Source organism: Paracoccus marinus, from assembly GCF_007018965.1.
Taxonomy (GTDB): Bacteria; Pseudomonadota; Alphaproteobacteria; order Rhodobacterales; family Rhodobacteraceae; genus Paracoccus; species Paracoccus marinus.
In genome coordinates this window covers 148,106-174,057 of sequence record NZ_VJYZ01000007.1, presented here as the reverse complement: position 1 = coordinate 174,057, position 25,952 = coordinate 148,106, and the positions used below count along the sequence as shown (strand labels likewise).

Annotated in this window: 24 protein-coding genes and 1 pseudogene; 12 read left to right on the top strand and 13 right to left on the bottom strand. The window is 69.6% G+C overall.

The annotated features are described in order from the left end of the window. Window positions 1-28 precede the first annotated feature (28 nt). From FNF32_RS05085 to FNF32_RS05065, 5 genes are all read right to left on the bottom strand, one after another. Window positions 29-1,867 (bottom strand): MFS transporter, encoded by a 1,839-nt coding sequence (locus FNF32_RS05085; RefSeq protein WP_221930659.1) that lies wholly within the window; start codon window positions 1,865-1,867, stop codon window positions 29-31. 141 nt (window positions 1,868-2,008) lie between these two features. Continuing rightward, a complete protein-coding gene (locus FNF32_RS05080; RefSeq protein WP_221930658.1) occupies window positions 2,009-3,850 on the bottom strand; it encodes an MFS transporter in 1,842 nt (613 codons plus the stop codon). A gap of 64 nt (window positions 3,851-3,914) precedes the next feature. After that, complete coding sequence (acs, locus tag FNF32_RS05075; protein WP_131675012.1) at window positions 3,915-5,867, bottom strand: acetate--CoA ligase; 1,953 nt, start codon at window positions 5,865-5,867, stop codon at window positions 3,915-3,917. A 164-nt stretch (window positions 5,868-6,031) separates the two neighbouring features. Then, window positions 6,032-6,439, bottom strand: coding sequence for a hypothetical protein (locus FNF32_RS05070; protein WP_185961856.1), 408 nt, complete (start codon window positions 6,437-6,439; stop codon window positions 6,032-6,034). A 206-nt stretch (window positions 6,440-6,645) separates the two neighbouring features. Next, entirely contained in the window at window positions 6,646-8,940 is a 2,295-nt protein-coding gene (locus FNF32_RS05065) for a right-handed parallel beta-helix repeat-containing protein (RefSeq protein ID WP_131675010.1), read from the bottom strand. A gap of 208 nt (window positions 8,941-9,148) precedes the next feature. On the opposite strand from FNF32_RS05065, the gene FNF32_RS05060 reads away from it, so the two are divergent. Continuing rightward, complete coding sequence (locus FNF32_RS05060; RefSeq protein WP_131675009.1) at window positions 9,149-9,769, top strand: thiamine phosphate synthase; 621 nt, start codon at window positions 9,149-9,151, stop codon at window positions 9,767-9,769. A 41-nt stretch (window positions 9,770-9,810) separates the two neighbouring features. Then, window positions 9,811-11,370: a glutamine-hydrolyzing GMP synthase gene (gene guaA / locus FNF32_RS05055; protein ID WP_131675008.1), complete on the top strand. Its 1,560-nt coding sequence runs from the start codon at window positions 9,811-9,813 to the stop codon at window positions 11,368-11,370. 47 nt (window positions 11,371-11,417) lie between these two features. Here guaA and FNF32_RS05050 read toward each other — a convergent pair whose 3' ends face one another. The 4 genes from FNF32_RS05050 to FNF32_RS05035 all read right to left on the bottom strand — a co-directional run bounded on the left by FNF32_RS05050 (window position 11,418) and on the right by FNF32_RS05035 (window position 14,090). Continuing rightward, window positions 11,418-12,479 (bottom strand): saccharopine dehydrogenase NADP-binding domain-containing protein, encoded by a 1,062-nt coding sequence (locus tag FNF32_RS05050; protein WP_143796501.1) that lies wholly within the window; start codon window positions 12,477-12,479, stop codon window positions 11,418-11,420. Window positions 12,480-12,490: 11 nt separating this feature from the next. After that, window positions 12,491-13,003: a DoxX family protein gene (locus tag FNF32_RS05045; RefSeq protein ID WP_131675006.1), complete on the bottom strand. Its 513-nt coding sequence runs from the start codon at window positions 13,001-13,003 to the stop codon at window positions 12,491-12,493. Window positions 13,004-13,026: 23 nt separating this feature from the next. Continuing rightward, complete coding sequence (locus tag FNF32_RS05040) at window positions 13,027-13,401, bottom strand: VOC family protein (RefSeq protein WP_281285644.1); 375 nt, start codon at window positions 13,399-13,401, stop codon at window positions 13,027-13,029. Between the two features lie 116 nt (window positions 13,402-13,517). After that, entirely contained in the window at window positions 13,518-14,090 is a 573-nt protein-coding gene (locus tag FNF32_RS05035; protein ID WP_131675004.1) for a TetR/AcrR family transcriptional regulator, read from the bottom strand. A gap of 172 nt (window positions 14,091-14,262) precedes the next feature. Between FNF32_RS05035 and FNF32_RS05030 the strand changes: the two genes are divergently transcribed. From FNF32_RS05030 to FNF32_RS05015, 4 genes are all read left to right on the top strand, one after another. Then, complete coding sequence (locus FNF32_RS05030; protein ID WP_143796500.1) at window positions 14,263-15,852, top strand: Na+/H+ antiporter; 1,590 nt, start codon at window positions 14,263-14,265, stop codon at window positions 15,850-15,852. Window positions 15,853-15,978: 126 nt separating this feature from the next. Further along, window positions 15,979-16,323, top strand: a complete 345-nt coding sequence (locus tag FNF32_RS05025) for a putative quinol monooxygenase (protein ID WP_131675002.1) — start codon at window positions 15,979-15,981, stop codon at window positions 16,321-16,323. A 95-nt stretch (window positions 16,324-16,418) separates the two neighbouring features. Beyond that, window positions 16,419-17,228, top strand: coding sequence for a DUF72 domain-containing protein (locus FNF32_RS05020; protein WP_131675001.1), 810 nt, complete (start codon window positions 16,419-16,421; stop codon window positions 17,226-17,228). Continuing rightward, window positions 17,225-17,701, top strand: coding sequence for a GNAT family N-acetyltransferase (locus tag FNF32_RS05015; protein ID WP_131675000.1), 477 nt, complete (start codon window positions 17,225-17,227; stop codon window positions 17,699-17,701). The genes FNF32_RS05020 and FNF32_RS05015 overlap by 4 nt, the downstream gene beginning before the upstream one ends. A gap of 4 nt (window positions 17,702-17,705) precedes the next feature. On the opposite strand, the gene FNF32_RS05010 is transcribed toward FNF32_RS05015, so the two are convergent. The 4 genes and pseudogenes from FNF32_RS05010 to alr form a co-directional block, all read right to left on the bottom strand. Beyond that, a complete protein-coding gene (locus FNF32_RS05010) occupies window positions 17,706-18,629 on the bottom strand; it encodes a hemolysin family protein (protein WP_131674999.1) in 924 nt (307 codons plus the stop codon). A gap of 4 nt (window positions 18,630-18,633) precedes the next feature. After that, the gene (gene ybeY / locus FNF32_RS05005; RefSeq protein ID WP_131674998.1) at window positions 18,634-19,254 is read right to left on the bottom strand and encodes an rRNA maturation RNase YbeY; all 621 of its coding nucleotides are present in this window, start codon (window positions 19,252-19,254) and stop codon (window positions 18,634-18,636) included. 188 nt (window positions 19,255-19,442) lie between these two features. Continuing rightward, a pseudogene (locus FNF32_RS05000) lies at window positions 19,443-20,432 on the bottom strand (PhoH family protein); the annotation flags it as partial. 141 nt (window positions 20,433-20,573) lie between these two features. Then, entirely contained in the window at window positions 20,574-21,659 is a 1,086-nt protein-coding gene (gene alr, locus FNF32_RS04995; protein WP_131674996.1) for an alanine racemase, read from the bottom strand. Between the two features lie 206 nt (window positions 21,660-21,865). Here alr and FNF32_RS04990 point away from each other — a divergent pair, with 206 nt between their 5' ends. The 6 genes from FNF32_RS04990 to FNF32_RS04970 all read left to right on the top strand — a co-directional run bounded on the left by FNF32_RS04990 (window position 21,866) and on the right by FNF32_RS04970 (window position 25,890). After that, window positions 21,866-23,398: an acyl-CoA carboxylase subunit beta gene (locus FNF32_RS04990; protein ID WP_131674995.1), complete on the top strand. Its 1,533-nt coding sequence runs from the start codon at window positions 21,866-21,868 to the stop codon at window positions 23,396-23,398. A 63-nt stretch (window positions 23,399-23,461) separates the two neighbouring features. Next, window positions 23,462-24,277 carry a DUF6497 family protein gene (locus FNF32_RS04985; RefSeq protein WP_143796499.1) on the top strand — a complete coding sequence of 272 codons (816 nt, stop codon included), beginning with the start codon at window positions 23,462-23,464 and terminating at the stop codon, window positions 24,275-24,277. Window positions 24,278-24,464: 187 nt separating this feature from the next. Beyond that, complete coding sequence (locus FNF32_RS15735) at window positions 24,465-24,593, top strand: hypothetical protein (protein WP_281285643.1); 129 nt, start codon at window positions 24,465-24,467, stop codon at window positions 24,591-24,593. A gap of 75 nt (window positions 24,594-24,668) precedes the next feature. Continuing rightward, window positions 24,669-25,088, top strand: a complete 420-nt coding sequence (locus FNF32_RS04980) for a hypothetical protein (protein ID WP_131674466.1) — start codon at window positions 24,669-24,671, stop codon at window positions 25,086-25,088. Window positions 25,089-25,323: 235 nt separating this feature from the next. Continuing rightward, window positions 25,324-25,572, top strand: coding sequence for a hypothetical protein (locus FNF32_RS04975; RefSeq protein ID WP_131674465.1), 249 nt, complete (start codon window positions 25,324-25,326; stop codon window positions 25,570-25,572). A 105-nt stretch (window positions 25,573-25,677) separates the two neighbouring features. Continuing rightward, the gene (locus FNF32_RS04970) at window positions 25,678-25,890 is read left to right on the top strand and encodes a hypothetical protein (protein WP_131674464.1); all 213 of its coding nucleotides are present in this window, start codon (window positions 25,678-25,680) and stop codon (window positions 25,888-25,890) included. Window positions 25,891-25,952: the final 62 nt, after the last annotated feature.

The following is a 25,952-nucleotide window of genomic DNA, read 5'->3' as shown; positions in this document are numbered from 1 at the left end:
AAGTGCAGGTTCGCGTGCAGGCGACCGATCAGGTCCGGCGATATCCGGGCGTGGTCAGGTCGTCGGGCGCACCCGGCGCCGCCGTGCCGTCGGCGAACAGGCTGCGCTTGTGCCCGTTCCACGGCACCAGCAGCAGACCCACGATCACCGTCATCCCGGCCACGATGATCGCGTACCATAGCCCCGCGTAGATGTTGCCCGCCTGCGCCGAGATGGCGAAGGCGGTTGCAGGCAGCAGCCCCCCGAACCAGCCGTTGCCGATGTGATAGGGCAGCGACATGCCGGAATACCGGATCCGGGTCGGGAACAGCTCGACCAGCGCCGCTGCGACCGGGCCGTAGACCATCGTCACCAGGATGATGAGATAGGTCAGCAGCAGCACCAGCTTGAAGTTCTGGGCGTTGAAGATGTCGAAGAAGTGGTCGGCCTTGGCGATGGTGGTGTTCTCGGCCGCGACCAGCGGATAGCCCGCCGCAGTCAGGGCGCCGTTCACGGCGGACTCGAACCCGGCCTTGGCCGCGGTCAGGTCCGCACCCGCCAGCGTCCCTTCATAGGCCGGGATCGCCGTGTCGCCCACCGTCACGCTGGCGGGCGTGCCGGGCGCGGTGTCCACGGTCGTGTAGTTGACCGACGACTTTGCCAGGAGCGCCTTGGCGATGTCGCACGAGCTGGTGAACTTGGCCGTTCCGGTCGGGTTGAACTGGAACGAACAGGTGTCGGGGTCGGCGCTGACGGTGACGGTGGTGTTGTCCTGCGCCGCCGCGAGCGCGGGGTTCGCGGTGTGCGTGATCGCCTTGAACACCGGGAAATAGGTCAGCGCCGCCAGCAGGCAGCCCGCTAGGATGATCGGCTTGCGCCCCACCCGGTCCGACAGCGAGCCCCAGAACACGAACCCGGCCGTCCCGATGATGAGCGACCACGCGACCAGCACGTTCGAGGTGAAGGTGTCCACCTTGACCACGTTGTTGATGAAGAACAGCGCGTAGAACTGGCCCGAATACCAGACCACCGCCTGCCCCGCCGTCAGGCCGAACAGCGCGATCAGCGCGATCTTGGCGTTCCGCCACTGGCCGAACGCCTCGCGCAGCGGCGCCTTGGACTGCGCCCCTTCCGCCTTCATGGCGCGGAACGCCGGGCTCTCCTCCATCTGCAGGCGGATGTAGAGCGAGATTGCCAGAAGGACGATCGACCCCAGAAACGGGATCCGCCAGCCCCAGGCCTTGAACGGTTCCAGCAGGACCTGCTGCCCGTCGGGGCCCAGCAGCGGCTCGCCGCCCGAGAACTGCGGCACCGGCGCGTAGTTGGCGTTCACGTAGCTCTGCACGATCAGGATCACGATCAGCGACAGCAGCAGGCCCATCGTGGCCGTGGTCTGGATCCAGCTGGTGTAATAGCCGCGCCGATTGCGCGGCGCGTGTTCGGCGACATAGGTCGCGGCCCCGCCGTATTCGCCGCCAAGCGCCAGGCCCTGCAGCATCCGCAGCAGGATCAGGATGACGGGCGAGATCACGCCCCACGCCTCGTATCCCGGCAGCAGGCCGACGATGAACGTGGACAGCCCCATGATGACGATCGTCACGAGGAAGGTGTACTTGCGCCCGACCAGATCGCCGAGCGACCCGAACACCAGCGCGCCGAACGGCCGCACGATGAAGCCTGCGGCAAAGGCCAGCAGCGCAAAGATGTTGCGCGTGGCTTCCGGGAAGCTGGTGAAGAACTGCGCGCCGATGATCGCGGCGAGCGAGCCGTAAAGATAAAAGTCGTACCATTCGAAGACGGTGCCGAGCGACGAGGCCAGGATGACCTTCTTTTCCTCGCCGGTCATCGGCCGCGAGCGGTCGACGGGGTGTAGTTCTGCGGTTGCCATGGAAACTTGTCCTCCCCTCCATGAGTTGACGGGGCCGGTTGGGTCCGGCCGCCCTGCTTTTCCGCGGACCCCCGGCGAAATCTGCCGCGGCCGCGCCGGACCGCCCCTCCTCGGGCGGCCGGGTCGTCGTTCAGCGCCGGGTCATCCGGCGTTCAGCGCGTCGCCCGCGCGGTGCGGCGCGTGCACGGGCCCGGGCATGTCGTCGTCGAACAGGCTGCGCCTGTGTCCGTTCCACGGCACCAGAAGAAAGCCGATCACCGCGGTTGCTGACGCCACGATGACCGCATACCAGAGCCCTGCATAGATGTTTCCCGCCTGCGCCGAGATCGCGAAGGCGGTGGCGGGCAGCAGCCCCCCGAACCAGCCGTTGCCGATGTGATAGGGCAGCGACATGCCGGAATAGCGGATCCGGGTCGGGAACAGCTCGACCAGCGCCGCCGCCGTGGGGCCGCAGACCATGGTCACGAGCAGGTTGAGATAGGTCAGCAGCGCGACCAGCGTCAGGTTCTGGCGCCCGAAGATGTCGAAGAAATGGCGGGCCTTGGCCACGTCCTCGTTGCCCGACCCCGCCTGCGGATAGCCTGCGGCGGTCAGCGCGTCGCGCACCGCCCCCTCGAACCCGGCCTTTGCGGCCGCAAGGTCGCCCGCCGCCAGCGTCCCTTCATAGGCGGGGATAACGGTCGCGCCCACGGTGACGCTTGCGGGCGTTCCGGCCGCCGCGTCCCTGGTCGCGTAGTTGACCGAGGACTTCGCCAGCAGCGCCTTGGCGATGTCGCAGGAACTGGTGAACGCCGACGATCTTCCCGTCGGGTTGAACTGGAACGAGCAGGTCGCGGGATCGGCCGTCACCGTCACCGCCGATCCGGCCTGCGCGGCGGCGAGCGCGGGGTTGCCGACCCGCGTCATCGCGCCGAACACCGGAAACAGCGACAGCGCCGCCAGCACCAGCCCGGCGATGACGATCGGCTTGCGCCCCACCCGGTCCGACAGCGCCCCCCAGAACACGTAGAACGCGGTGCTCAGGATCAGCGACCAGGCGACCAGCACGTTGGTCGTGAAGCTGTCCAGCTTGACCACGTTGCCGATGAAGAACAGGGCGTAGAACTGGCTTGAATAGGACACGACCGCCTGCCCCGCGACCAGCCCGAACAGCGCGATCAGCGCGATGCGCGCGTTCCTCCAGCGGCCGAACGCCTCGCGCAGCGGCGCGCGCGACCCGGCCCCCTGCCGCTTCATCGCCCGGAAGGCGGGCGATTCCTGCATCCTGAGCCGAATGTAAAGCGAGATCGCCAGCAGCACGCTGGACCCCAGGAACGGAATCCGCCAGCCCCACACCCGGAACGGATCCAGCATCACCTGCTGCCCGTCGGGGCCAAGGACCGGCACCCCGCCCGCAACTTGCGGCACGGGCGCGAAGGTCGCGTTGACCCAGCCTTGCGCAACCAGGATCACGATCAGCGACAACAGCAGCCCCAGCGAGGTCGTGGTCTGGATGAAGCTGGTGTAATAGCCCCGCCGCCCGCGCGGCGCATGTTCGGCGACATAGGTGGCGGCACCCCCGAACTCACCCCCCAGCGCCAGCCCCTGCAACATGCGCAGCGCGATCAGGATGACGGGCGAGGCGACGCCCCACGCCTCGTATCCCGGCAGCAGGCCCACGAGGAAGGTGGACAGGCCCATGATGACGATGGTCACGAGGAATGTGTATTTGCGCCCGACCTTGTCGCCGACGCTGCCGAACACCAGCGCACCCAGCGGCCGCACGATGAACCCGGCGGAAAACGCCAGCAGCGCGAAGATGTTGCGGGTGCTTTCAGGGAAACCGCTGAAGAACTGCGCGCCGATGATCGCGGCCAGCGAGCCGTAAAGGAAGAAGTCGTACCATTCGAAGATCGTGCCGAGCGACGAGGCGAGGATAACCTTCCTCTCCTCGCCCGTCATCGGTCGCGACAGCTCGGCCGCCCCCGTCCCGGCACGCGTCATTTCGTTCCCGACCCTCTTGCCGCGTTGCCGGCGACGTCGCGCAGCGTTGGTTTGAAAGCCTGCGTCATTCCCGGACCACCCGGTTCTCGATCAGCTCGTCCACCACCCCGGGATCGGCCAGCGTCGAGGTGTCGCCCAGGCTGCCGAAGTCGTTTTCCGCGATCTTCCGAAGGATGCGGCGCATGATCTTGCCCGACCGGGTCTTGGGCAGCGCGGGCGCCCACTGGATCACGTCGGGCTTGGCGAAGGGTCCGATCTCGCCGCGCACCCACGCCTCCAGCTCGCGCCGCAGGTCGTCGGACGGCGTCGCGTCGTTCATCACGGTGACATAGGCGTAGATGCCCTGCCCCTTCACGTCGTGCGGAAAGCCCACGACCGCCGCCTCGGCCACCTTGGCGTGGGCGACGAGCGCGCTTTCGATCTCCGCCGTGCCCATGCGGTGGCCCGAGACGTTGATGACGTCATCGACCCGCCCCGTGATCCAGTAATACCCGTCCTCGTCGCGCCGGCAGCCGTCGCCGGTGAAGTAGTAGCCGGGATACTGCTGGAAATAGGCCGATTCGAACCGTTCGTGGTCGCCCCACAGCGTCCGCATCTGCCCGGGCCAGCTGTCGGCGATGGCAAGCACGCCCTCGACCCCGTTCCCTTCGATCGGGGTGCCGGTCGCGGCGTCCAGAACCACGGGCTTCACCCCGAAGAACGGAACCGTGGCCGAGCCGGGCTTGGTCGGGGTCGCGCCCGGCTGCGGGGTGATCATCTGGCCGCCGGTCTCGGTCTGCCACCAGGTGTCCACGATGGGGCAGCGGTGCTTGCCGACATGGGTGTCGTACCAGACCCACGCCTCGGGGTTGATCGGCTCGCCCACCGTGCCGAGCAGGCGCAGGCTGGACAAGTCGTGCTTGTCCACCCATTCCGGTCCCTGCCCCATCAGCGTGCGCAGCGCGGTGGGCGCGGCATAGAACTGCGTCACCCGGTGCCTTTCCACGGTGGCCCAGAAGCGGCCGAAATCGGGCCAGGTCGGGATCCCCTCGAACATCACCGTGGTCGCGCCGTTCGCAAGCGGACCGTAGACGATATAGGTGTGCCCCGTCACCCAACCCACGTCGGCGGTGCACCAGAAGATGTCGCCGTCGCGGTAATCGAAGGTGCATTCGTGGGTGAAGGCGGCATAGGTCAGGTAGCCGCCGGTGGTGTGCATCACCCCCTTGGGCTTTCCGGTCGAGCCCGAGGTGTACAGGATGAACAGCGGATCCTCGGCGTTCATCGGGCGCGGCGGGCAGTCGGGGCCGACCTGCTCCATCATCGCCAGCACGTCCACGTCGCGGCCCTGGATCCAGGTCGTCTGGTCGCCGGTGTGCTTGACGACAAGGACGCGCACCCGGTCCGAACAATGCAGCATCGCCGCGTCGGTGTTGGACTTGAGCGCGGTGCGCTTGCCGCCGCGCGGCGCGGTGTCGGCGGTGATGACCAGCTTGGCGCCGCAGTCGTTCACGCGGTTGGCAAGCGCGTCGGGCGAGAAGCCCGCGAACACCACCGAGTGGATTGCCCCGATCCGGGCGCAGGCCAGCATCGCAAAGGCCGCCTCGGGGATCATCGGCATGTAGATGACGATCCGGTCGCCGCGCATCACCCCCTGGCTCAGGAACACGTTGGCCATCCGGTTCACCTTGTCGGACAGTTCCGCATAGGTGATGTGGCGCGCGGGCTGCGCGGGGTCGTCCGGTTCCCAGATGATCGCGGTCTGGTCGGCGCGTTCGGGCAGGTGGCGGTCCACGCAGTTGACGCAGGCGTTGAGGGTGCCGTCCTCGAACCAGCGGATCGACACCTGCCCCAGCGTGAAGTCGGTGTTCTTGACCCGCGTATAGGGCGTGATCCAGTCCAGCCGCTGGCCGATGCGGCCCCAGAACCCGTCCGGGTCCGCGACCGATTCCGCATACATCTGCGTGTAAAGCTCCGGCGTGATGCGGGCGTTTTCCCAGCCCGGCGGCACGGGATGCAGCGTCGCTGCTTCGGTCATCTGTGCGTCCCCCTTCGGTCCGGTCATCCGGCGCACGCGCCTCTCCGCGCGGCGCAAGTGGCCGATTTCACGACAGTATGGACACAAGAACGCGCGGGTAAAGGCGGAACCGCCGATCGCGCGTTCGGCCGGGCGCAGGACGGACCGGGCACCGGGGCCTCGGATCAGGAGCCCGCCAGATTGACGAAGCAGCTTTGGTAGGCCACGTCCGATAGAACCCGCGCGGACAGTTCACGATCGCGCTCATCGAAGTGCAGCGGCAGCGCGTAGGCCATCGCGATGATCTCCTTCGATTCGGCGGCCAGCGCGTCCGCGAAGACCTGTCGCATGCCGATGTCCGTCGCATCTCCCTGGTTCGACAGGGCCTTGCCGATCAGCTCGCCGATATAGGCGCCGGTGTCGCGCGCGGGATAGCCCGCCTGGTGCATGCCTTCGGCGATGAACGCCAGGTCCCTGACCATGCCGCAGACGATTTCAGTGACGTTCGGCGGCATGTCCTGCGCGGCGGCGTCCGAGGCGAGCGTCAGCGAAGCGAGGGCGGCGAGAACGATCTTCATCGCGGAACCGATCATGGATGCTGGCGGCACGCAGGCGGGCCGGTCGGGGGGCTTGCGAAAACAAGACAGGCGCAATGGTCCGGCCCGCACCATCCCCAAGCTCCGCGCATCAAGCAAGGACCAACATCCGTCGCAATCAAGCTCGTTGACGGAAAAAGGGCCCCGCCGGACCAACCGGCGAGGCTTGCATGATCGCTTCCGCGCGGACCGCGCGCGGCAGTTCAGCTCGGATTGTCCATCCTGATCCGCACTGCCATCCGGCCCGACGCAGGCGCGGACCAGTTCAGGCCGACATTGGCCTGCGACGTTCCCTCACGTACTGATACGAACGGCATTTCCGACAGGATGTTCCCGCCCGCGCCCCGGACCGGGGTTTCGGCGATCACCGAATCGACCTTGAGCGCGAAGGCCCCGAACGGAAGCGAGGTCGCCGTGTCCACGACCCACTTGGCGGCGGCGGTGTTCTGGGCGTGGGTGATCGTGACCGGGTTCGCCACGAAGGTATCGACCCCGGTGAAGCTGTTGCCCGAAAAGACCACGTTGCGGGCCGAGGCGTGGTTCAGCCCGGCGATCGTCGCATCCACGCGGTCGATCCGGGTCACGCGCCCCACGCTGCACTTGAACACGTTCCCCATCACCGTCAGCCCCTGCAGGAACTGCCCGGTGCCATAGGGCTTGATGACCAGCCACGAGAATCCGGGCACCACGTTCGAGCAGAGGAAGGTGTTCCCGGTGATGGTAAGCCCGCCGAAGCTGTAGAACTGCGGGTTGTAGTTGGGATAGGCGCTGTGTTCGTTCGTCCACTCGATGGTGGCGTTGTCGACGTAGTTGCCGGTCACGTTGACCTGCAGGTTGCACGAGGTCAGGACCAGCCCCGCGAACCGCACGCCCGAGGTGGCGCTGTCGCCCTGGAACCAGTGGTTGCCGGAAATCATGTGGCCGTTGCCGTTCGCGACCATGAAATGGCCGAAGCGCACGAAGCGGCTGTTGCGGATCTTGGTGTCGTTGCCGTTCACGTTGATCGCGATGGAACGGCGGTTCTGCGCCAGCTCGCCCATCTCGTCGGACAAAAACTGGCACTGTTCGACGACCAGATCCTGGCAGGCCCGCCCGATCGAGGTGATCGCGCGGCTTTGCGGCCGGGTGAAGAAACAGTCGCGGAAGGTCCAGAGCTGGCCCGCGGGCGGCAGCATGACGCCGTTGCCAGTCCCGTCCATCAGGAACTCGATATCGGCGAAGGTCAGGCGGTCGATGTTGCCCAAGGCAGCGAAGTCGAGCGCATAGCTTTCGCGGGTGAAGGTATAGCTGCGCGTCCCCGCCCCGCCGTAAAGCGGCTGCGACAGCGTCAGCGTGCCGGTGGCCACGTTGCGGTCGCGGACATAGACCTCGCGTCCCACACCCGCACCGCTGACGCGCGATCCGATCGCGATCTGCGCGACCTGCGGCACGGCGCGGATTTCCTCGGGTCGCGCCGGGTCGTAGGTGCCGTTCGACGTGACGGCCGTCGTCCTCCACGCCGTCCCCGACACCGTCGCGATCTGGCCGTTGCAGATCACGCGGCGGTTCGAAAACGAGGCAAGACCCGGGCAGGCGGCCGCTACGTCCAGCGGCTCGGTCAGGTCCACGCGGCGGCCGCAGAGGTCGAGCGCGGTGTGGTCGGTGAACCCGAACAGCGCCTGCAACGCGCGCTTCAGCCCCTCGGTCTCGTCCCCGAAGGCGTCGGCGTAGGTCGGAAAGTCGAACCGGCCCTGCAGCGACAGGCGCGCGGCGCGCGGCATGGTGATGCGGCCCTTGAAGCGCACCGGCGCCTTGATCGCGGTGTCGGCGGCAAGGAAATAGACCCCGTCCGGCACGAGGATCTCGCCCCCGTTCGCGGCCGCGTCGGCGGCGATGAACGCGTCGCGGTCGTTGGCGATGCCGTCGCCCACGGCGCCGAAGTCGCGCACGTCCACCCAGTCGAGGCCCGCGGGCAGGAACGCCGCCGTCACATCCTCGATGCGGATGCTTTCGATGCGGACCGCGCCGCCGTTGACGCCGACAAGGTCGATCCCGAAATGCCCGATCTGCGCGGTCCGGCCCCACGACATGGTGACGCCGGGACGCCGTCCCACGCCCACGATCGCCGACACCTCGACGATCTCGCCGTAACCGCGCAGCGCGGTCGCGGCCCCCGCCTCGGCCACGCCATCGACATGGACGCGGCCCGCGGTGCCCGCCCAGGCCCCGATGCGGACCTGCGGCAGGTTGCCCGCGATCGCCTTCACCCTCGCCGAGACGCGCAGGTAGGTGCCGGGCAGGATCGGCGTTTCGCCGACAAAGCGCAGGCGCGTCACGTCCGCCTGCTTCACGATCTCCATGCAGGTGCCGAAGTCCTGGTCGCCGGGCACGATGGCGGCGTTCGGGACGCCGGCCCAGGTCGGCTCGCCCGACAGACCGTTCTCGCGGGACCAGGCGCCGAGCCCCGCCCCGAAGCCGGGCGGGTTCAGCTGCAGGCCGGCGGTGATGGCGATGTTCATCCGTGATCTCCCCAAAGCGGCGCGCGGGGCCAGGCCGTGTCGGGCCGGGCATGGGCGCAGTCATCGCGCGCAAGGTCGCAACAGGGCGTTAACCGCCCCTTAACCTTGCGCGCGGCGCAACGGCCCGCACCGCAACAGGCCGCGACGGACCGGCCTTCCAACGCGGCGCGCGCTCATGTATCTGCGGCCGATCAACGGGGAACACGCCATGACCGACCTGACCGTCCCGGACGCGCCGCAGCTTTACCTGATCGCGCCGTCGCTGGTCGCCGAAACCGAGCTGTCGGACCGGCTGGCCGCGGTGCTGGGCGCCCATCCCGTCGCCTGCCTGCGCCTGCCCGGAACGGGGGACGAGGGCGCGCTGGGCCGCCTTGCCGATCTCGTCCGCGACATCGCCCATGCCCGCGACGTGGCGGTGGTGATCGAAAACCACGTGGCGATCGCCCGCGCGCACGGGCTTGACGGGGTCCACCTGACCGACGGCGCGCGCACCGTGCGCTATGCCCGCAAGGAACTGGGGTCCGATGCCATCGTCGGCGCGTTCTGCGGCACGTCGCGGCACGAGGGGATGAGCGCGGGCGAGGCCGGGGCCGACTATGTGGCGTTCGGCCCCTGCGGCGCGACGCTGCTGGGCAACGCGGAACCCGCGCCGATCGACCTCTTCCAGTGGTGGTCCGAGATGATCGAGGTTCCGGTCGTCGCCGAAGGCGCGCTCGACCCCGACCTGGTCGAAAAGCTGTGGCCAGTCGCCGACTTCGTCGCCATCGGCCCCGAGATCTGGTCGGCCGATGACCCCGTCGCCGCGCTCTCGCGGCTCTGGCGCGCCTGACCCCGCTTGCCGGGCGGACGCGGCTGGCTTAATCGCTGGCCATGACCCAGCATCAGCGCCTTCTCATCATCGATTTCGGCAGCCAGGTGACGCAGCTCATCGCGCGCCGCCTGCGTGAACTCGGCATCTTCTGCGAGATCCGCCCCTACCAGTCGATCAGCGACGCCGACCTGCGCGCCGACCCGCCGCAGGCGGTGATCCTGTCGGGCGGCCCCGACAGCGTGACCCGGCCCGGCAGCCCCCGCGCCCCGCAGGCGGTGTTCGAGCTGGGCGTCCCGGTGTTCGGCATCTGCTACGGCCAGCAGACGATGATGGAACAGCTCGGCGGCCGGGTCGAGGCGGGCCACCACGCCGAATACGGCCGCGCCTTTGTGACGCCCGCGCCGGGCCACGCCGGCGACGGCATCTTCGCGGGCCTATTCTCCGACGGGCGCGAGGAGGTGTGGATGAGCCACGGCGACCGCGTGACCGCGATTGCGCCGGGGTTCCAGGTGATCGGCACCTCGCCGGGCGCCCCCCTCGCCATGATCGCGGACGAGTCGCGCCGCTTCTACGCCGTCCAGTTCCACCCCGAGGTGCATCACACCCGCAACGGCCGCGTCATGCTGGAGAACTTCGTCCGCCTTGCCGGGTTCACCGGCGACTGGACGATGGCCGGCTACCGGGCCGAGGCCGTGCGCCGCATCCGCGAGCAGGTGGGCGACGCCAAGGTCATCTGCGGCCTGTCGGGCGGCGTCGATTCGTCCGTCGCGGCGGTCCTGATCCACGAGGCGATCGGCGACCAGCTAACCTGCGTTTTCGTGGACCACGGCCTGCTGCGGCAGGGCGAGGCGGACGAGGTCCTGACCATGTTCCGCCACCACTACAACATCCCGCTGATCCACGCCGACGAGTCCAACCTGTTCCTGGGCGAGCTGGAAGGCGTCAGCGACCCCGAGGTCAAGCGCAAGACCATAGGCCGCCTGTTCATCGACGTGTTCCAGAAACACGCGGCCGAGGTCGGCGGGGCGAAGTTCCTGGCCCAGGGCACGCTTTACCCCGACGTGATCGAGTCTGTCAGCTTTTCAGGCGGGCCGTCGGTCACGATCAAGTCGCACCACAACGTGGGCGGCCTGCCCGAAAAGATGGGCCTGAAGCTGGTCGAGCCGCTGCGCGAACTTTTCAAGGACGAGGTCCGCGCGCTTGGCCGCGAGCTGGGCCTGCCCGACCGCTTCATCGGCCGCCACCCCTTCCCCGGCCCCGGCCTCGCGATCCGCTGCCCCGGCGAGATCACGCGCGAGAAGCTGGAGATCCTGCGCCGCGCCGACGCCGTCTACATCGACCAGATCCGTCGCCACGGCCTTTACGACGAAATCTGGCAGGCCTTTGTCGCCATCCTTCCCGTCCGCACGGTCGGCGTCATGGGCGACGGCCGCACCTACGATTTCGCCTGCGCGCTGCGCGCGGTGACATCGGTGGACGGCATGACCGCCGACTACTACCCCTTCACGCACGAGTTCCTGGGCGAAACCGCGACCCGCATCATCAACGAGGTCAAGGGCATCAACCGCGTGACCTACGACATCACGTCGAAGCCGCCCGGCACGATCGAGTGGGAGTGACCGGACGGCAGCATCGCGCCGCCGTCCGGCCTTGACTGACCTCGCCCTTAACCGGCCTCTACCGCCAGCGTGATGTGGCCCTCGCTCAGCGACCGCAGAACGTCCCCCGCGTCGAGGATTTCGCCCGGGGCGAACGCGCCGCGATGGTCGAAGCCGGGGGAAAGGATGCGCTCGACCACCTCGCAGACCAGCGGCGCCGAGAACGCGTAAATGTCGCGGCCCGCGGCCTTCACCCGCCGGTGTTTGTCCCCGGCCGTCGCCACCACCTCGACCGCGAAATGCTGGGGCGACCGCCCCGTTTCGTCCAGGGTGGGCGCAGGCGTCGCCTCGTTGCGGATATCGCCGAGCGCGTTGGCGCTGAGATAGGTGTGCAGCGTCGTGGGCGCGAGGTGCCGGGCGATCAGCACCACCTCGGAAAACGGGACCTCCAGCATCGGCTGCGGGCCGATGGGGGCGGCGAATTGCCAGCCCCGTTCGCGGGCCGGCAGGTCGACCGGGACCAGCGCGCCGCCCTCGATCACCATGCGGCGGGCGGTGTTGCGCGCGCCCGTCAGTCGCGTCCCGCGCGTCGGCTGCCAGCTGTCCAGGCCGATCATCACGTCGATGCTGTCCACGCTGTCCCAGCCATCGGTCGCGACCGTGGCAAGCAGGTCCGCGAACCCGCCGTAGAAACCCATCGCGGGGATCACGACCACCCCGGCCTCGATCGCGGGCGCGTCGAAATCCTCGAGCGTGGCGGCCGCGCTCGGCTGCTCGGCGGTCACGTCGAGATAATGGATCCCCGCCCGTACCGCCGCCCCGGCGACGGCGTCGGCCGTGTCAAGGAACGCCTCGGCGCAGTTGACGACCGCAAGCGCCCCCTCGAGCGCGCGATCGAGCGACGCCGCGTCGTCCACCGCCGCCACCCGCCGGGTCACGTCGCCGCCCTGAAAATCGGCGGCGGACAGGGTCGCCTGATCGCGGGCGACCGCGATCGGGTTAAACCCGCGCCGCAGCAGTTCCCCGACGACGAGGCGCCCCGTGTGGCCCGTCGCGCCATAGACCGCGACCTTGCGGGCACTGCCCTGCCCCGCATCCCGCTGCGAGTCGTGTCCATCTTTCTGCGTCATCCTGTCCTCCGTCATGCTGCAGTTTCGTTGTTGGTTCGATCGTCGCGGACGGGTCGCCCCGCCGTGCCTTCGGAATCCCGCCCGCCAAAGGCAGGCCAGGCGGCCCAGGCCAGCAGGAACAGCTGCAACGGGGCCCTGATCCACAGGTAGCCCGGACCCTCTTGCCCCGGCACGTCCCACGTGCCCGCGAAAGCCGCATAGACGTTGGCCGGAAAGAACAGGACCAGCACCACCATCGCCGCGCGCGCCGCGACCCGCTGCCACCGGGGCGACATCAGCCCCGCGGCGATCAGCACCTCGAGCGCGCCGGTCGCATGGACCAGCGGGCTGCGGCCGGGCAACCATTCCGGCAGCATCCGCACCATCCGGTCGTGAATGGCCACATGACCCAGCGCGAAGAAGCAGAAGGCAAGCCCCATCCCCAGTGCCGCCAGCCGGCGCCGTTCCGCAGGCGTCCGGCCCCGGATCAGCCCGCCAACCGCCAGGGGCGCGAGGCACAGCACCACGATCAGCAAATCATCCATGACCTGACCCCGATCCGCGTCCGTCAGTCCGCCGCGCCGGCAAGTTCGCCGGCCGAACGGCGCGACACGTCCGGGTCGATGCGCTGGATCTGGACCATGATGCCGTCGGGATCGACGACGCGCAGGCTGCGCCCGAAATCCTCGTCGTGAAGCGTGAAGGCATAGCCTGCTTCCGCCAGCCGCGCGGCCACGTCGTCCAGCGGCTCGTCGGTCATGAAGTTCAGCTCCACCGTGCCGATCGGCCGGCCCTTCGATGCGCCCGCATCGTGGATCCCCAGCGCCCCCGCCCCGACCTGCAGGTGCTGATAGACGGGGGCGAAGCTGGCCGCGCGGTCGTGGCGCAGGCCCAGCCCTTCGTAAAAGGCGGTGGTGGCGGCGACGTCCGCGACGTAGCGGATCGGCAGGATGGGTGAGCATCGGCTTTGCTTTCTTGTCGTGGGGAAGTTTCGGGTTCAGCGGCGTCCGCGCCGCGCCGCGCGCGAAAGGACGCGGGCGGGGGCGCCGCACACACCGGTCACGCGATCACCGCGTCGATCATCGCGTCGTCGATCTCGATCTGTCCGTCGAGCGCGAGCATCGCGATCCCGTGGACCAGGCCCCAGCTACGGAGCGCATGGACGCGCGCCTCGGTGCCGTCGCGGGCGGCGGCATCGACGGCGTTCGCCTGAAGGATCCTGTTGGCGTCGGACTCCGCCGGGTCCATGTCCTGCGCGGCGCTGAGGATGGGCGTGGCGAAGATCAGGCGGAACAGTGCCGGGTTCGCGCGGGCGAACCGCACATAGGCGCGGCCGGTCGCAAGGAACCCCGCCTCGCCCCCTCCCGCGGCCTCCGCCGCGGCGGTCTGTTCGGCGCCGAGCTGCGCCAGCCCCTGCGCCGCAAGCGCGGTCAGCAACGCCGTCTTGTCGGGAAAATGCCGGTAGACCGAGGTGGCACTTACCCCCGCCGCCCGCGCGACCTCGCGCAGCGACAGGGTATCGGCATCCTGGGCTGCAAGCAGGCGCAGCCCTTCGCAGACCAGCGCGCTTCGCAGGTCGCCGTGGTGATATCCCCGCTTCGGGGCGCTGTCCGGGTCGGTCTCGTCGATCATGGTAACGCTGTTAACATGGACCTAACCCGGCGGCAAGCGCCCTTGGTCTTGACGCGCCACCTTGAAGCCCGGGCCGTTGCACCGCAGGCTCGAGCGGTCCTGCGCCGATGGGTCCGCCGGATCGCACGCCACCGTCAGACCCGCGCCGGGGCAGGACCGAGAGGAAGCCATCATGCCTGCTGTCGAAGCGTTCGAACTTGTCCTTGCCCTTCTTGGCGTCGTGGTCGCGCTTTACTGGTTGGCGTCGCGGCTGCACGTGCCGCCCGCCACCGCGCTGCTGGTCGGCGGCGGGGCGCTTGCCTTCATCCCGGGCCTGCCGGAAATCTCGCTCGACCCGGAACTGGTGCTGGTCCTGTTCCTGCCGCCGCTGCTGATCGACGGGGCGTTCTACACGGCGCTGGGGCGGTTCCGCAGGCTCCTGCCGGGGATCCTGTCGCTTGCGGTCGGGGCGGTCGTCTTCACCACGCTGGCGGTCGGTGTCGTCGTCCACATCATCGTGCCGTCCCTGCCCTGGGCCGCGTGCTTCGCGCTCGGCGCGATCGTGTCGCCGCCCGACGCGGTGTCGGCGCGCGCGGTTCTCAAGAACGTGCCGCTGCCGCGCCGGGTGACGACGCTGCTGGAGGGGGAAAGCCTGCTCAACGACGCGACCGGGCTGGTGCTGCTGCGCTTTGCCGTGGCCGCGACCCTCAGCGGCACGTTCGACGCGGGCCAAGCGCTTGGCGGCTTCGCGGTCGTGGCCGTGGGCGGCGCGGCGGTGGGACTTGCCTGCGGTTATCTTTGGGTGTTCATCGCTCGGCGCCTGGACGACCGCGTGCTGATGGTCATCGTGACCGTGCTTCTCAGCTGGACCGCCTATATCGCCGCCGAGGCGGTCGAGGTGTCGGGCGTCATCGCCGTGGTGGCCGCGGGGCTGGTGCTGGGCTGGTACCAGCACACCGTCTGGACGGCGGCCGAGCGGATCCTCGGCACCTCGTTCTGGCAGATATTCTCCTTCGTGCTCGAGGCGCTGGTGTTCATCCTGATCGGCTTTTCGCTGCGCGGCGCGATCGACCGGGTGGGCGGCGCGGGCGCGATGCCGCCGGCGATGATCCAGGCCGTCGTGGCGGTCGTCGTGACGATCATCGCGGCCCGCTTCGCCTATGTCTTCGGGTCCGAGGCGATCTTGCGCGCCGCCGTCCGGGCGGGCTGGCGCCGGGCGCGGCCGATGGGGTGGCGGCAGGCGACCGTGCTGGGATGGGCGGGCATGCGGGGCGTCGTGACGCTGGCTGTGCCGCTGGCGCTGCCGGCCGAGATGCCGGGGCGCGACCTGATGCTGCTCGCGGCATTCGCCGCGATCTTTGTCACCGTGATCCTGCAGGGATCGACGCTGGGCTGGGTGATCCGGCTGGTCAACCCGCAGGACCTCGATCCGCCCGCGCCCGTGCGCCTGCCTGCCGCCGAGGCCGCGATGACGCGCGCGCGCCTCGCCCGCGTCGAGGAACTCGTCTACGGCGACGACGGCACCCTGCTGCACCCCCAGCTGCTCAAGGAACACCGCCGCCGGGTCGAACTGACCGACCGCTATGCCGCGAACGCCGAGGTGGCGATGGAAAAGTTGCAGCCCCACTGGGGCATCAAGCTGGACGCGATGGCCGCCGGTCGGGACGAGCTGATCCGCCTGCACCGCGCCGGGCTGATCGAGGACGAGGTCCTGCACGAACTGGAACGCGACCTTGACGTCGAGGAGCTGGGCATCATGCTTCAGCGCGGCGACGCGGTATGACGAACGGCCGGGCGGCAGGAAAGGACGAAGCGCGATGAGATTTCAGCCAGGCGATTCGAGCGTCGCCGCCGGCGGCGTGAGGGCGTGTGTGAACCCGGCTGCGCGCCGCTGCCCGAAGGCCCGGCCATGACCTGCGCCTGCGGCCGTCACCACGGGCCCTCCGCCGGGCACGGCCGTCCAGCGCCCATTGGCGACCAGATCGCCCTGTCGGGCCAGCTGCGCTGTGCCGACGCCGCGCAGCTGATGGCGGTGCTGACGCATCTGCCCGATCACGTGGCGGCCAGCCGGGCCGAGGCGGGCTGTCTGCATTTCGACATCGCCCAGACCGACGACCCGCTCGTCTGGCAGGTCGAGGAGCTGTTCACGGGTGACGCCGCGCTCAAGGCGCACAAGGCGCGCACGATGGCGAGCGCATGGGCGGCGGCGACGGCGGGGATCGCCCGGGACATCCACCGCATCGACGCGGCCTGACCGTCACGGGCAGCGGCTTCCTTGCCGCGGGACGGGTTGTCCCCGCCCGCGCATCGGCCGATGGTGCGCCCACATCCATGCGGGGGGGAACGATCATGACGGGCAAGGGCAGCGCGGGCAGCATCCGCATCGGCGTCGGCGGCTGGACCTTCGAGCCGTGGGACGACAGCTTCTACCCCGCCGATCTCAGGAAGAAGGACCAGCTGTCGTGGTCCGCGATGCAGCTGTCCGCGATCGAGGTCAACGGCACCTTCTACCGCACCCAGAAGCCCGAGACGTTCCAGGCGTGGCACGACGCCGTGCCCGAGGATTTCGTCTTTGCCGTCAAGGCGCCCCGCTACGCCGTCAACCGCAAGGTGCTGGCCGAGGGCGGCGAATCGATCGGCCGCTTCGTCGAAAGCGGGCTCGACAGGCTGGGCGCGAAGCTGGGGCCGCTGCTGTGGCAGCTGCCGCCCACCAAGAAGTTCGAGCCCGACGATTTCCGCGCCTTTCTGGACCTGCTGCCCGGGCGCGCGGGCGACGTGGCCCTGCGCCACGCGGTCGAGCTGCGCCACCCGTCATTCGCCGATGCGGCCGCGGTGGACGCCTGCCGCGACCGCAACGTGGCGATCGTGCTGGCGGGCGACAGCGACTACCCGCTGATCGCGGACCAGACCGTTGACTTCAGCTACCTGCGGATCACGGGCACGACCGAGGGGCACCCCAAGGGCTACCCGCCCGCCGCGCTCGACACCTGGGCGGACCGCGCCCGGGCGCTGGCCGGGGGGCAGCAGCCCGACGACCTGCCGGGGATCGCCGCGCCTGCAAGGTCCGGTGCGCGCGACGTGTTCCTGTTCGTCATCTCGGGCCACAAGGCCGCCAACCCCGCCGCCGCGATGGCGCTGATCGAGCGGACGCAGGCGTGACCGGCCTGCGGCCCGAGCGCGCCGTCGACGCCGGTGCCATCGCCGCCGTTCTGAACGCCGCCTTTGCAAACGGGGGCGAACCGGGCGCCGAGGCCGCTTTGGTGGACCAACTGCGCCGCGATGGCGACCTCGACCTGTCGCTGGTGGCGGTCAATGACGACGGCGGCATCGTCGGGCATGTGGCGCTGTCGCCGCTTGCCGCGCCGTTCCCGGCGCTGGCGCTCGCGCCGGTCGCCGTCGAGCCGCGGCATCAGGGTCGGGGGATCGGTTCGGCGCTGGTCAGGGCGGCGCTGGCCGCGCGGCCCGGCCACACCGTCGTGGTGCTGGGCGAGCCCCGCTTCTACAGCCGCTTCGGCTTTCGTCCGGTGGGCTGGGACTGCCCCTATGCGGGCCCGTTCCTGCAAGCCACCGGCCCGCACGTGCCCGACCACGCGCGCATCGCCTACGCGCCCGCGTTTTCCGCGCTCGGCTAAGGGGTTACAGGGTCGAACCGGTGGCCGGCATGTCGGGCAGGCGCAGCCGGACCCGCTTGATGCGGCGGGCGTCGGCGTCCACCACCTCGAACTCGGCGCCGCTTTCGTGGGTGATGACCTCGCCCCGCGCGGGGACCCGCCCGGCCAGCATGAAGATCAGACCGCCCAGCGTATCGACCTCGTCGTCGTCGCCGGCCGACGCGAGGCGCAGGCCGGTCTGCCGCTCGACTTCCTCCATCGGCGCGCGGGCAAGGATCATCCACTGGCCCGGCCGCTCGGCCACCCAGATCGCATCCTCGCTGTCGTCGTGCTCGTCGTCGATCTGGCCGATCACCTGCTCGATCAGGTCCTCGATGGTGACGAGACCGTCCACCCCGCCGTATTCGTCGATCACCAGCGCCATGTGGATGCGCTTCTGCTGCATCTGCTGCAAGAGCGCGCCGATCGGCATGCTGCCGGGGACGTAAAGCAGCGGCCGCAGCATCGGCCGGACGGCAAAGCGGATCGGCGTCCGCGCGCCGAAGCCGTGCTTCATCGCCAAATCTTTCAGGTGGATCAGCCCCAGCGGCTGGTCCAGGTTGCCGCGGAACACCGGCACCCGCGAATAGCCGTGTTCGCGGAACACCTCGACCAGGTCGGGCAGCGTCACGTCCACCGGCACGGCCACGATATCGGCGCGCGTGACCGCCACGTCGTCCACCGACTTGCGCCGCAGATTGAGGATGCTTGGCGCGGTCCCCGCGACCGCCGCCTCCATCATCGAGGCGGGGACGTCATCACTGTCCGCGCCCGCGCCGCCAAGCCGCCCCAAAATCCGGCCCAGGAAGCCGCGCGGTTCCGGCGGTTCCCGTCCCCCGCTCCCGTCGCTGTCGGGCCAGCCGCCCTCGGCGTCGGAACCGGAGGTGTCGGGACTTCGGGGGTCGTTCATCGGATCAGGCGCCTTGCTCAGTGTCTTGGTGCGAAGCTTCGTGCGTGGCCGGGCGCCGGTCGTCCGCGCCGCCGGCGGACGCCGCGAGGCTGTCCGCATAGGGGTCGGGGATGCCCAGCAGGCCAAGCACCGAACGCTCGCACCCCTCCATGGTTTCGGCGTCGGCGTCGATTTCGTGATCGTAGCCGATCAGATGCAACGTGGCGTGGACGACCAAGTGGACCACGTGGTCGGCCAGCGGCTTGCCTTGCTCATCCGCCTCGCGCAGGCAGGTGTCGTAGCTGATGGCGATGTCGCCCAGTTCGATCATGTCGCCCGCGTGGCGGCCGTGGCCGGATGGAAGCGCGGGCCGTGCCCCGGGGTCGCGCGGCTCGGGGTCGTTGACGGGCCAGCTGAGGACGTTCGTGGGCCTGGACTTGCCCCGGAAATGATCGTTCAGCCCCGCGATCCGCTCGTCGTTGCAGCCCAGCACCACCACCTCGACCGGGCCGAGGCCGAGATACTGCGCCGTCGCCGCCACCGCGCGGCTCGACAGGTCTTCAAGGCCCGCGTCGATCCAGCGCTCGTCCTCGATGACGATATCGACCGGCGGGACCCGGTCGGGGGCGTTCGCCTGCACGCTCATGCGCCCTGCCCCTCACCCGTTCCAGCACCTGTGCCCGCGCCCGCATCGCCGGCAGCCCCGGACCCCGGCCCCGCGTCATGCCCCGCATCCAGCCCCGCAGCCGCGCGCGTCCCGCCCGCGAACGGGTTCTTGCGCGACGGATACTCGCCGCGCATTTCGGCGCCTGCCACCCGTGCCTGCGCGTTCTCGTCGGCGGCGTCGTAGGCCTGGATCACGCGGGCGACCAGCGGGTGGCGCACCACGTCCTGCGCGGTGAAGTAGCTGAAGCTGATCCCCGGCACGCCCTTCAGGATGCGCTCGGCGTCCGACAGCCCCGACTGCACGCCGCGCGGCAGGTCCACCTGGGTGCGGTCGCCGGTGATGACCATGCGCGACCCTTCGCCAAGGCGGGTCAGGAACATCTTCATCTGCATCGAGGTCGCGTTCTGCGCCTCGTCCAGCACCACGAAGCTGGAGGCAAGCGTGCGCCCGCGCATGAACGCCAGCGGCGCGATCTCGATCCGCTTTTCCTCCATGAGCTTCTGCATCTGCTTTTGCGGCAGAAAGTCGTTCAGCGCGTCGTAGAGCGGCTGCATGTAGGGATCGACCTTCTCCTTCATGTCGCCGGGCAGGAAGCCCAGCCGCTCGCCCGCCTCGACCGCGGGGCGCGACAGGACGATCCGGTCCACCTGGCCCCCGATCAGCATCGTAACGCCGACCGCGACGGCGAGATAGGTCTTGCCGGTGCCCGCAGGCCCGATCCCGAAGGCGAGTTCGTTGGCGAACAGCGAGCGCACATAGTCCTTTTGCGCGTCGGTGCGCGGCTCGACCACCTTCTTGCGGGTCCGCAGCTCGACCGGACCGTGCGCGAACATTTCCAGCTGTTCGGCCGGCGTCGGGCCACGGGTGCCGTTGTCCAGGGTCATCCGCAACGCCGCGTCGATGTCGCCCGGCTCGACCGGGCGGCCCTGTTCGAGGCGCGCGTAAAGCCCGCGCAGGACTCCGGCCGCGTCGCCCTGCGCGTCGGCCGGGCCGACTACCGCAAGCAGGTTGCCCCGGCGCAGGATGTGGACGCCAAGCGCCTGTTCGATCCTGGCGAGGTGCCGGTCGTGGGGGCCGCAAAGGTCGATCAGCAGCCGGTTGTCGGGAAATTCGATCTGCGTTTCGGCGGCTGCCGAAATGGTCGGGGCAAGACCCAAGAGCGATCCTCGTCGAAGGGGTTGGCGGGCGAAAGAGAGGGTGGCGAGCGTGGGGTCATGGTCGCAAGCCGGGCGGTCCAGCGCAAGGGCAAGCTGGGGGGCGGCGGCTGGAAGGCGCCGTGCGCGCGCGCGATCCGCGCCTCAGGGTCGGGGCATCTGCGGCGGCGGCGACGCTGCCGGCTCCTGATCGCCCGTCCAGCTGCGCGGATAGCGCGACCCGAGCGAGGTCAGGATCTCATACCCGATGGTCCCGGCAAGTGACGCCACCTCGTCCACCGTCTGCCGTTCGCTCAGAAGCGACAGGACCGGCGGCACGCGGTCCAGTCCGGTCACGTCCACCGTGATCAGGTCCATCGACACCCGCCCGACCACCGGGCAGGCGCGGTCCCCGGCCCACAGGCGCAGCCCCGCGCCCGACAGCGCGCGCGGGATGCCGTCCGCGTAGCCCGCCGCGACCGTGGCGATGCGGCCGTCGCGCGGGGCCGTCCAGGCATGGCCGTAGCCCACGCATTCGCCCGCGCGGACGGGCCGCGTCTGGATCACCGGCAGGTCCAGCGACACGACCGGACGCGCACCCCTGAATGGCAGCCCGCCATAGAGGCCGATCCCCGGCCGGGTCAGGTCGAAGTGGTAATCCGGCCCCAGCAGGACGCCGCCCGTCGCCGCAAGGCTGCGCGGCGCGGCGATGCCGTCGGTCATTGCCCGGAACTCGGCCAACTGGGCCGGGTTCGACGGATGGTCGGGCTCGTCGGCGTTGGCCAGGTGCGACATGACGAGCGCCGGGCCGGTGCCGTGATCGGTTACGGCTTCCAGCGCCTCGGCCCGCACGGCCGCCCATTCCGCCCGCTCCATCCCCAGCCGGTTCATGCCGGTATCAAGCTGGATGGCGAACGCCCCCTTCTTCCGCGTGACCCGGTCGCGGAAGAACTGCTCGGCGCTGTTCAGGACCGGGATCAGCCCATCCAGATCGGCGTCACCCGCAAGCGGGCCCGACAGCACGAAGATACGCGCGTCGGGCGCCAGCAGCGGGCGGATCGCCCGCCCCTCGTGCGGCAGCGCCACGAAGAAATCGCGCGCGCCGGCCGCATAAAGCGCGGGCGCGACCCGTGCCGCGCCGGTGCCATAAGCGTCCGCCTTCAGCACCGCGGCGGTTCGCGCGGCAGGCGCGCGCGCCGCAAGGCTGCGCCAGTTGGCCGCGATCGCATCAAGGCTGACGTTCAATCCCATGCCGACTGATTGTCGCGCGGCCCCGCCTCCGTCAAGGCCGCCGATCGCGCCGCAACCGACCCGCTTCGTCGCTTTTCGCTGCGTCCCGCCGCGCGCAAGCGCACGGATTAGATGTTTGCCACCGCCGCGGCCGCAAGTAGTGTCCCTTTCACGACCCGACGGACGCCACCCCTAGGCCGGACCGCGACGAAACGAACGGAGACCGCATGAAGGACATCCTGGAACAGCTCGACCAGCGCCGCGCCGAAGCACGGCTGGGCGGCGGGCAGCGCCGAATCGATGCCCAGCACGCCCGCGGCAAGCTGACCGCCCGCGAACGGATCGAGCTGCTGCTGGACGAGGACAGCTTCGAGGAGTTCGACATGTTCGTGCGCCACCGCTCGACCGACTTCGGGATCGAGGCGGACCGCCCCTACGGCGACGGCGTCGTGACCGGCTGGGGCACGATCAACGGCCGCATGGTCTATGTCTTTTCGCAGGACTTCACCGTGTTCGGCGGCTCGCTGTCGGAAACCCACGCGCAGAAGATCTGCAAGATCATGGACATGGCGATGCAGAACGGCGCGCCCGTGATCGGCATCAACGATTCCGGCGGGGCCCGCATCCAGGAAGGGGTGGCGAGCCTTGCGGGCTATGCCGACGTGTTCCAGCGCAACGTTCTGGCATCGGGCGTGGTGCCGCAGATCTCGCTCATCATGGGGCCCTGCGCGGGCGGCGCGGTCTATTCGCCCGCCATGACCGACTTCATCTTCATGGTGCGCGACACGTCCTACATGTTCGTGACCGGCCCGGACGTCGTGAAAACCGTGACGAACGAGGTCGTGACGGCCGAACAGCTCGGCGGCGCCTCGACCCACACCAAGAAATCTTCCGTCGCGGACGGCGCGTTCGACAACGATGTCGAGATGCTGACCGAAATCCGCCGCCTGTTCGACTTCCTGCCGCTGTCGAACCGCGACCGCGCGCCCACCCGGCCGTTCTTCGACGATCCCGCGCGGGTCGAGGCGTCGCTGGACACGCTGATTCCCGACAACCCGAACCAGCCCTACGACATGAAGGAGCTGATCGCGAAGATCGCCGACGAGGGCGACTTCTACGAGATCCAGCGCGACTTCGCGGGCAACACACTGACCGGCTTCGTCCGGATCGAGGGGCAGACGGTCGGCGTTGTCGCCAACCAGCCGATGGTGCTGGCGGGCGTGCTGGACATTGACAGCAGCCGCAAGGCCGCGCGGTTCGTGCGCTTCTGCGACGCCTTCAACATCCCGATCCTGACGCTGGTCGACGTGCCCGGCTTCCTGCCTGGCACGTCGCAGGAATATGGCGGCGTCATCAAGCACGGGGCGAAGCTGCTGTTCGCCTATGGCGAGGCGACGGTGCCCAAGGTCACGGTCATCACCCGCAAGGCTTACGGCGGGGCCTACGACGTGATGTCGTCAAAGCACCTGCGCGGCGATTTCAACTATGCCTGGCCCACGGCCGAGATCGCGGTGATGGGCGCCAAGGGCGCGGTCGAGATCCTGTACCGCTCGGAACTCGGCGACGCCGACAAGATCGCGGCGCGCACGAAGGACTACGAGGACCGCTTCGCCAACCCCTTCGTCGCGGCCGAAAAGGGCTTCATCGACGAGGTGATCCAGCCCCATTCGACCCGCCGCCGGGTCGCCCGCGCGCTGGCCAGCCTGCGCGGCAAGCAGCTGAGCAACCCCTGGAAGAAGCACGACAACATCCCGCTTTGACGCCGCTTGCCCCTCGCCCCCTGCATCTCGCCCCCTGCCCTTTGCCGCCACCACGACATTGCAATGAGCCAATTCGACCTGCTTTTCACGACCGCGCTTGCCGTGGGTGCCGCCTCGGGCACGCAGCTGGCCGTGCCGTCGGGGACCGAGGTCTGGCTGCAGGAGGTGCTGACCGAGCAGGTCGCGGGCATGGGGCTGGTGTCGCGGTTCCGTTTCGTCATGCCGGCGCTTGCCGCCCAGGTGCCCGAGATCGGGGCCGAGGGGATCCAGGATTATACCGACGAGCCTCTCAGCGCCGAGGATGAGGCCGCGCTGAACGACGGCTCGCTCAGCGGAACGCCGGCCGGGGACGCGGCGGTGGACGGCGGCGCGGGAATGGACGACGGGCCCGTGTTCGAGGTGCTGCCCCCCGACACCCCCGCGACCGACTTGACCAAGGGCCATCAGACCGGGGGCGACCACACCGGGGGCGACCACACCGGGGGCGACCAGGCTGGGGGCGACGCACCCGGCGCAGCCCCCGCCTCCCCCGTCGACGCCATCGAAGCGCAGGCGGGCGAGATGATCCCGGAAGAGGCGTTCGACCTGCCCGTCCCGCCCGTTCAGGCGGGCGCCGAGGCCGCAGCCGACGCCGACATTCCCCTGCCCGCGGCGCCCGACGTCCTGATGCAGGATCCCAACCATATCGACGTGGTCTGGCTGTGCGAGAACGTGGCCCTGCCGCAGGTCAGGGACATGGCCGACCGCCCGTCACAGGTCGTGATCTCGCTCGCCTCGGCGGAAAGCGAGTTCGGCACCTTCGACCCCGCGGTGGTCCAGCTGTTCGAGGGGTTCCGCATTCCGCCCGACCGCGACGCCTGCATCTGGGAACCGTGGTGAGCGGCGCGCGGCCGCCTTGCGCCCATGATGCAGCCGCGCCACAGGGCGCGGGCGGCGGTGCCGGCGCGCGGGGGCCCGGCCGTGACGGCGGCGCGGCGGCCTGTATGATCGGGGGCGGCCCGCGCCGAGCGGGCCTTCAACCGAGCAGTCGGGGCACGAAACCCCCGCGAAACAGGAGCATGGGAACATGTCGAAGAAGATCGCACTGGTGCTGGTTCTGGCCGGCGTCGTCGCAGGCTGCCAGCAGCCGCCCCCGCCGGTCGTGCAGCCGGTCGTCACCCCCGAGCCGGTGTTCGCCGGCAAGTATGGCAACTGATCCTGCCGTGCGCGGGTCGGCCGAATTGGCCGGCCCGCAACCGGCGCAGCCCGCCGTCTGCCTGAAAGCCATGCCATGCTGAAGCACCGCGGCTTTCCGGGCCGCCTTCCCTCGACCGATTTCCAGTTCACGGTGCGTCGCGCCAACAAGAAGGGCGCGACCAAGCTCGTCGCCCGCGAACGCTACCGCGACCGCCAGCCCGCCGACCGCCGCGCCGACGCGGGCTTCATGGCCGCGCTGATCCGCCAGTTCGGCGACGAGCCGTTCGAGCGCGGCAATCTCGACGCGGGCCGCCTGTCCTGGCTTCTGGGGCGCGAGGTCGTGGCCGTCGGCAAGCTGGACCCCACCAGCTACGAGCAGCTGCTGAAGGTCGATCTGAAAAAGGCCGAGGCGTCGTTCCCCGAGCTGTTCGCGGTCGAAAGTCCGCCCGACTTCGGCTGGGACGACGACGACTGGGACGATGACGACGATGCCGGGGACGAAGCCGACGCATGATCGCGCACCGCGCCGCGCCGCCGCTGACCCCGACCCTGACCGCCAGCAATCCGCCCGGCCGGACCGGTGCGGCACTTGCCGGAAAAGGGCCGCAGGCACGGGACGTTGGCATGAGTGCGCCGATGCCGCATCCATCACCGGCTTGTCAGTTTGACGGATGTAACCTCCGTGACATAGTTACGCCGTGTGTTATCCAATCGGCCCGGAAAAGGGCCCTCAATACAGGCATGGGAAAATGCAAACCAAGTTCATCGCTCGCGTCGCCGCTGTCGCGCTTCTGGCCGCTGGCCTGTCGGCCTGCGCACAGGGCGGCTACCCCGGCTACGGCTACCAGACCGGCATCCCCGCCGACGCGCAGCGCGCCGCGGGCGGCGCCGTCGCCGGTGCGGTCATCGCCAAGGCGCTTGACGAGAAAGCCTCGACCGGCGCCCTCATCGGTGCGGCCGGCGGCGCGCTTTGCGACGACGTGGGCGTCTGCCAGTAATCCGACCCGCGCGCCGGCCCTTCCCCGGGCGGCGCGCGACCTGACCATCACGGCCGCCGGACAGCCCCTCGCGGAGCCCGCGCCCACAGAAAAGAAAGACACCAGATGTCGAAGAAACTGCTGCTCGTCGCTGGCCTTGGCGCTGCCCTGCTTGCCGGCTGCACCCAGAACATCCAGCCGACCGACCTGGACCGCGCGATCATCGGCGCCGGCACCGGCGCGGTCGTGGCCGACCTGTCGGGCAAATCGGTCGCCGGCGGCGCCGCGATCGGTGCGGTCGGCGGCGCGCTGTGCGACGACGTCCGGTTGTGCCAGTAAGCTGACGGCGGACGGTCGCGCCCGACGCGACCGTTCCGAACCACCATCCCGGCCGCCCGGAC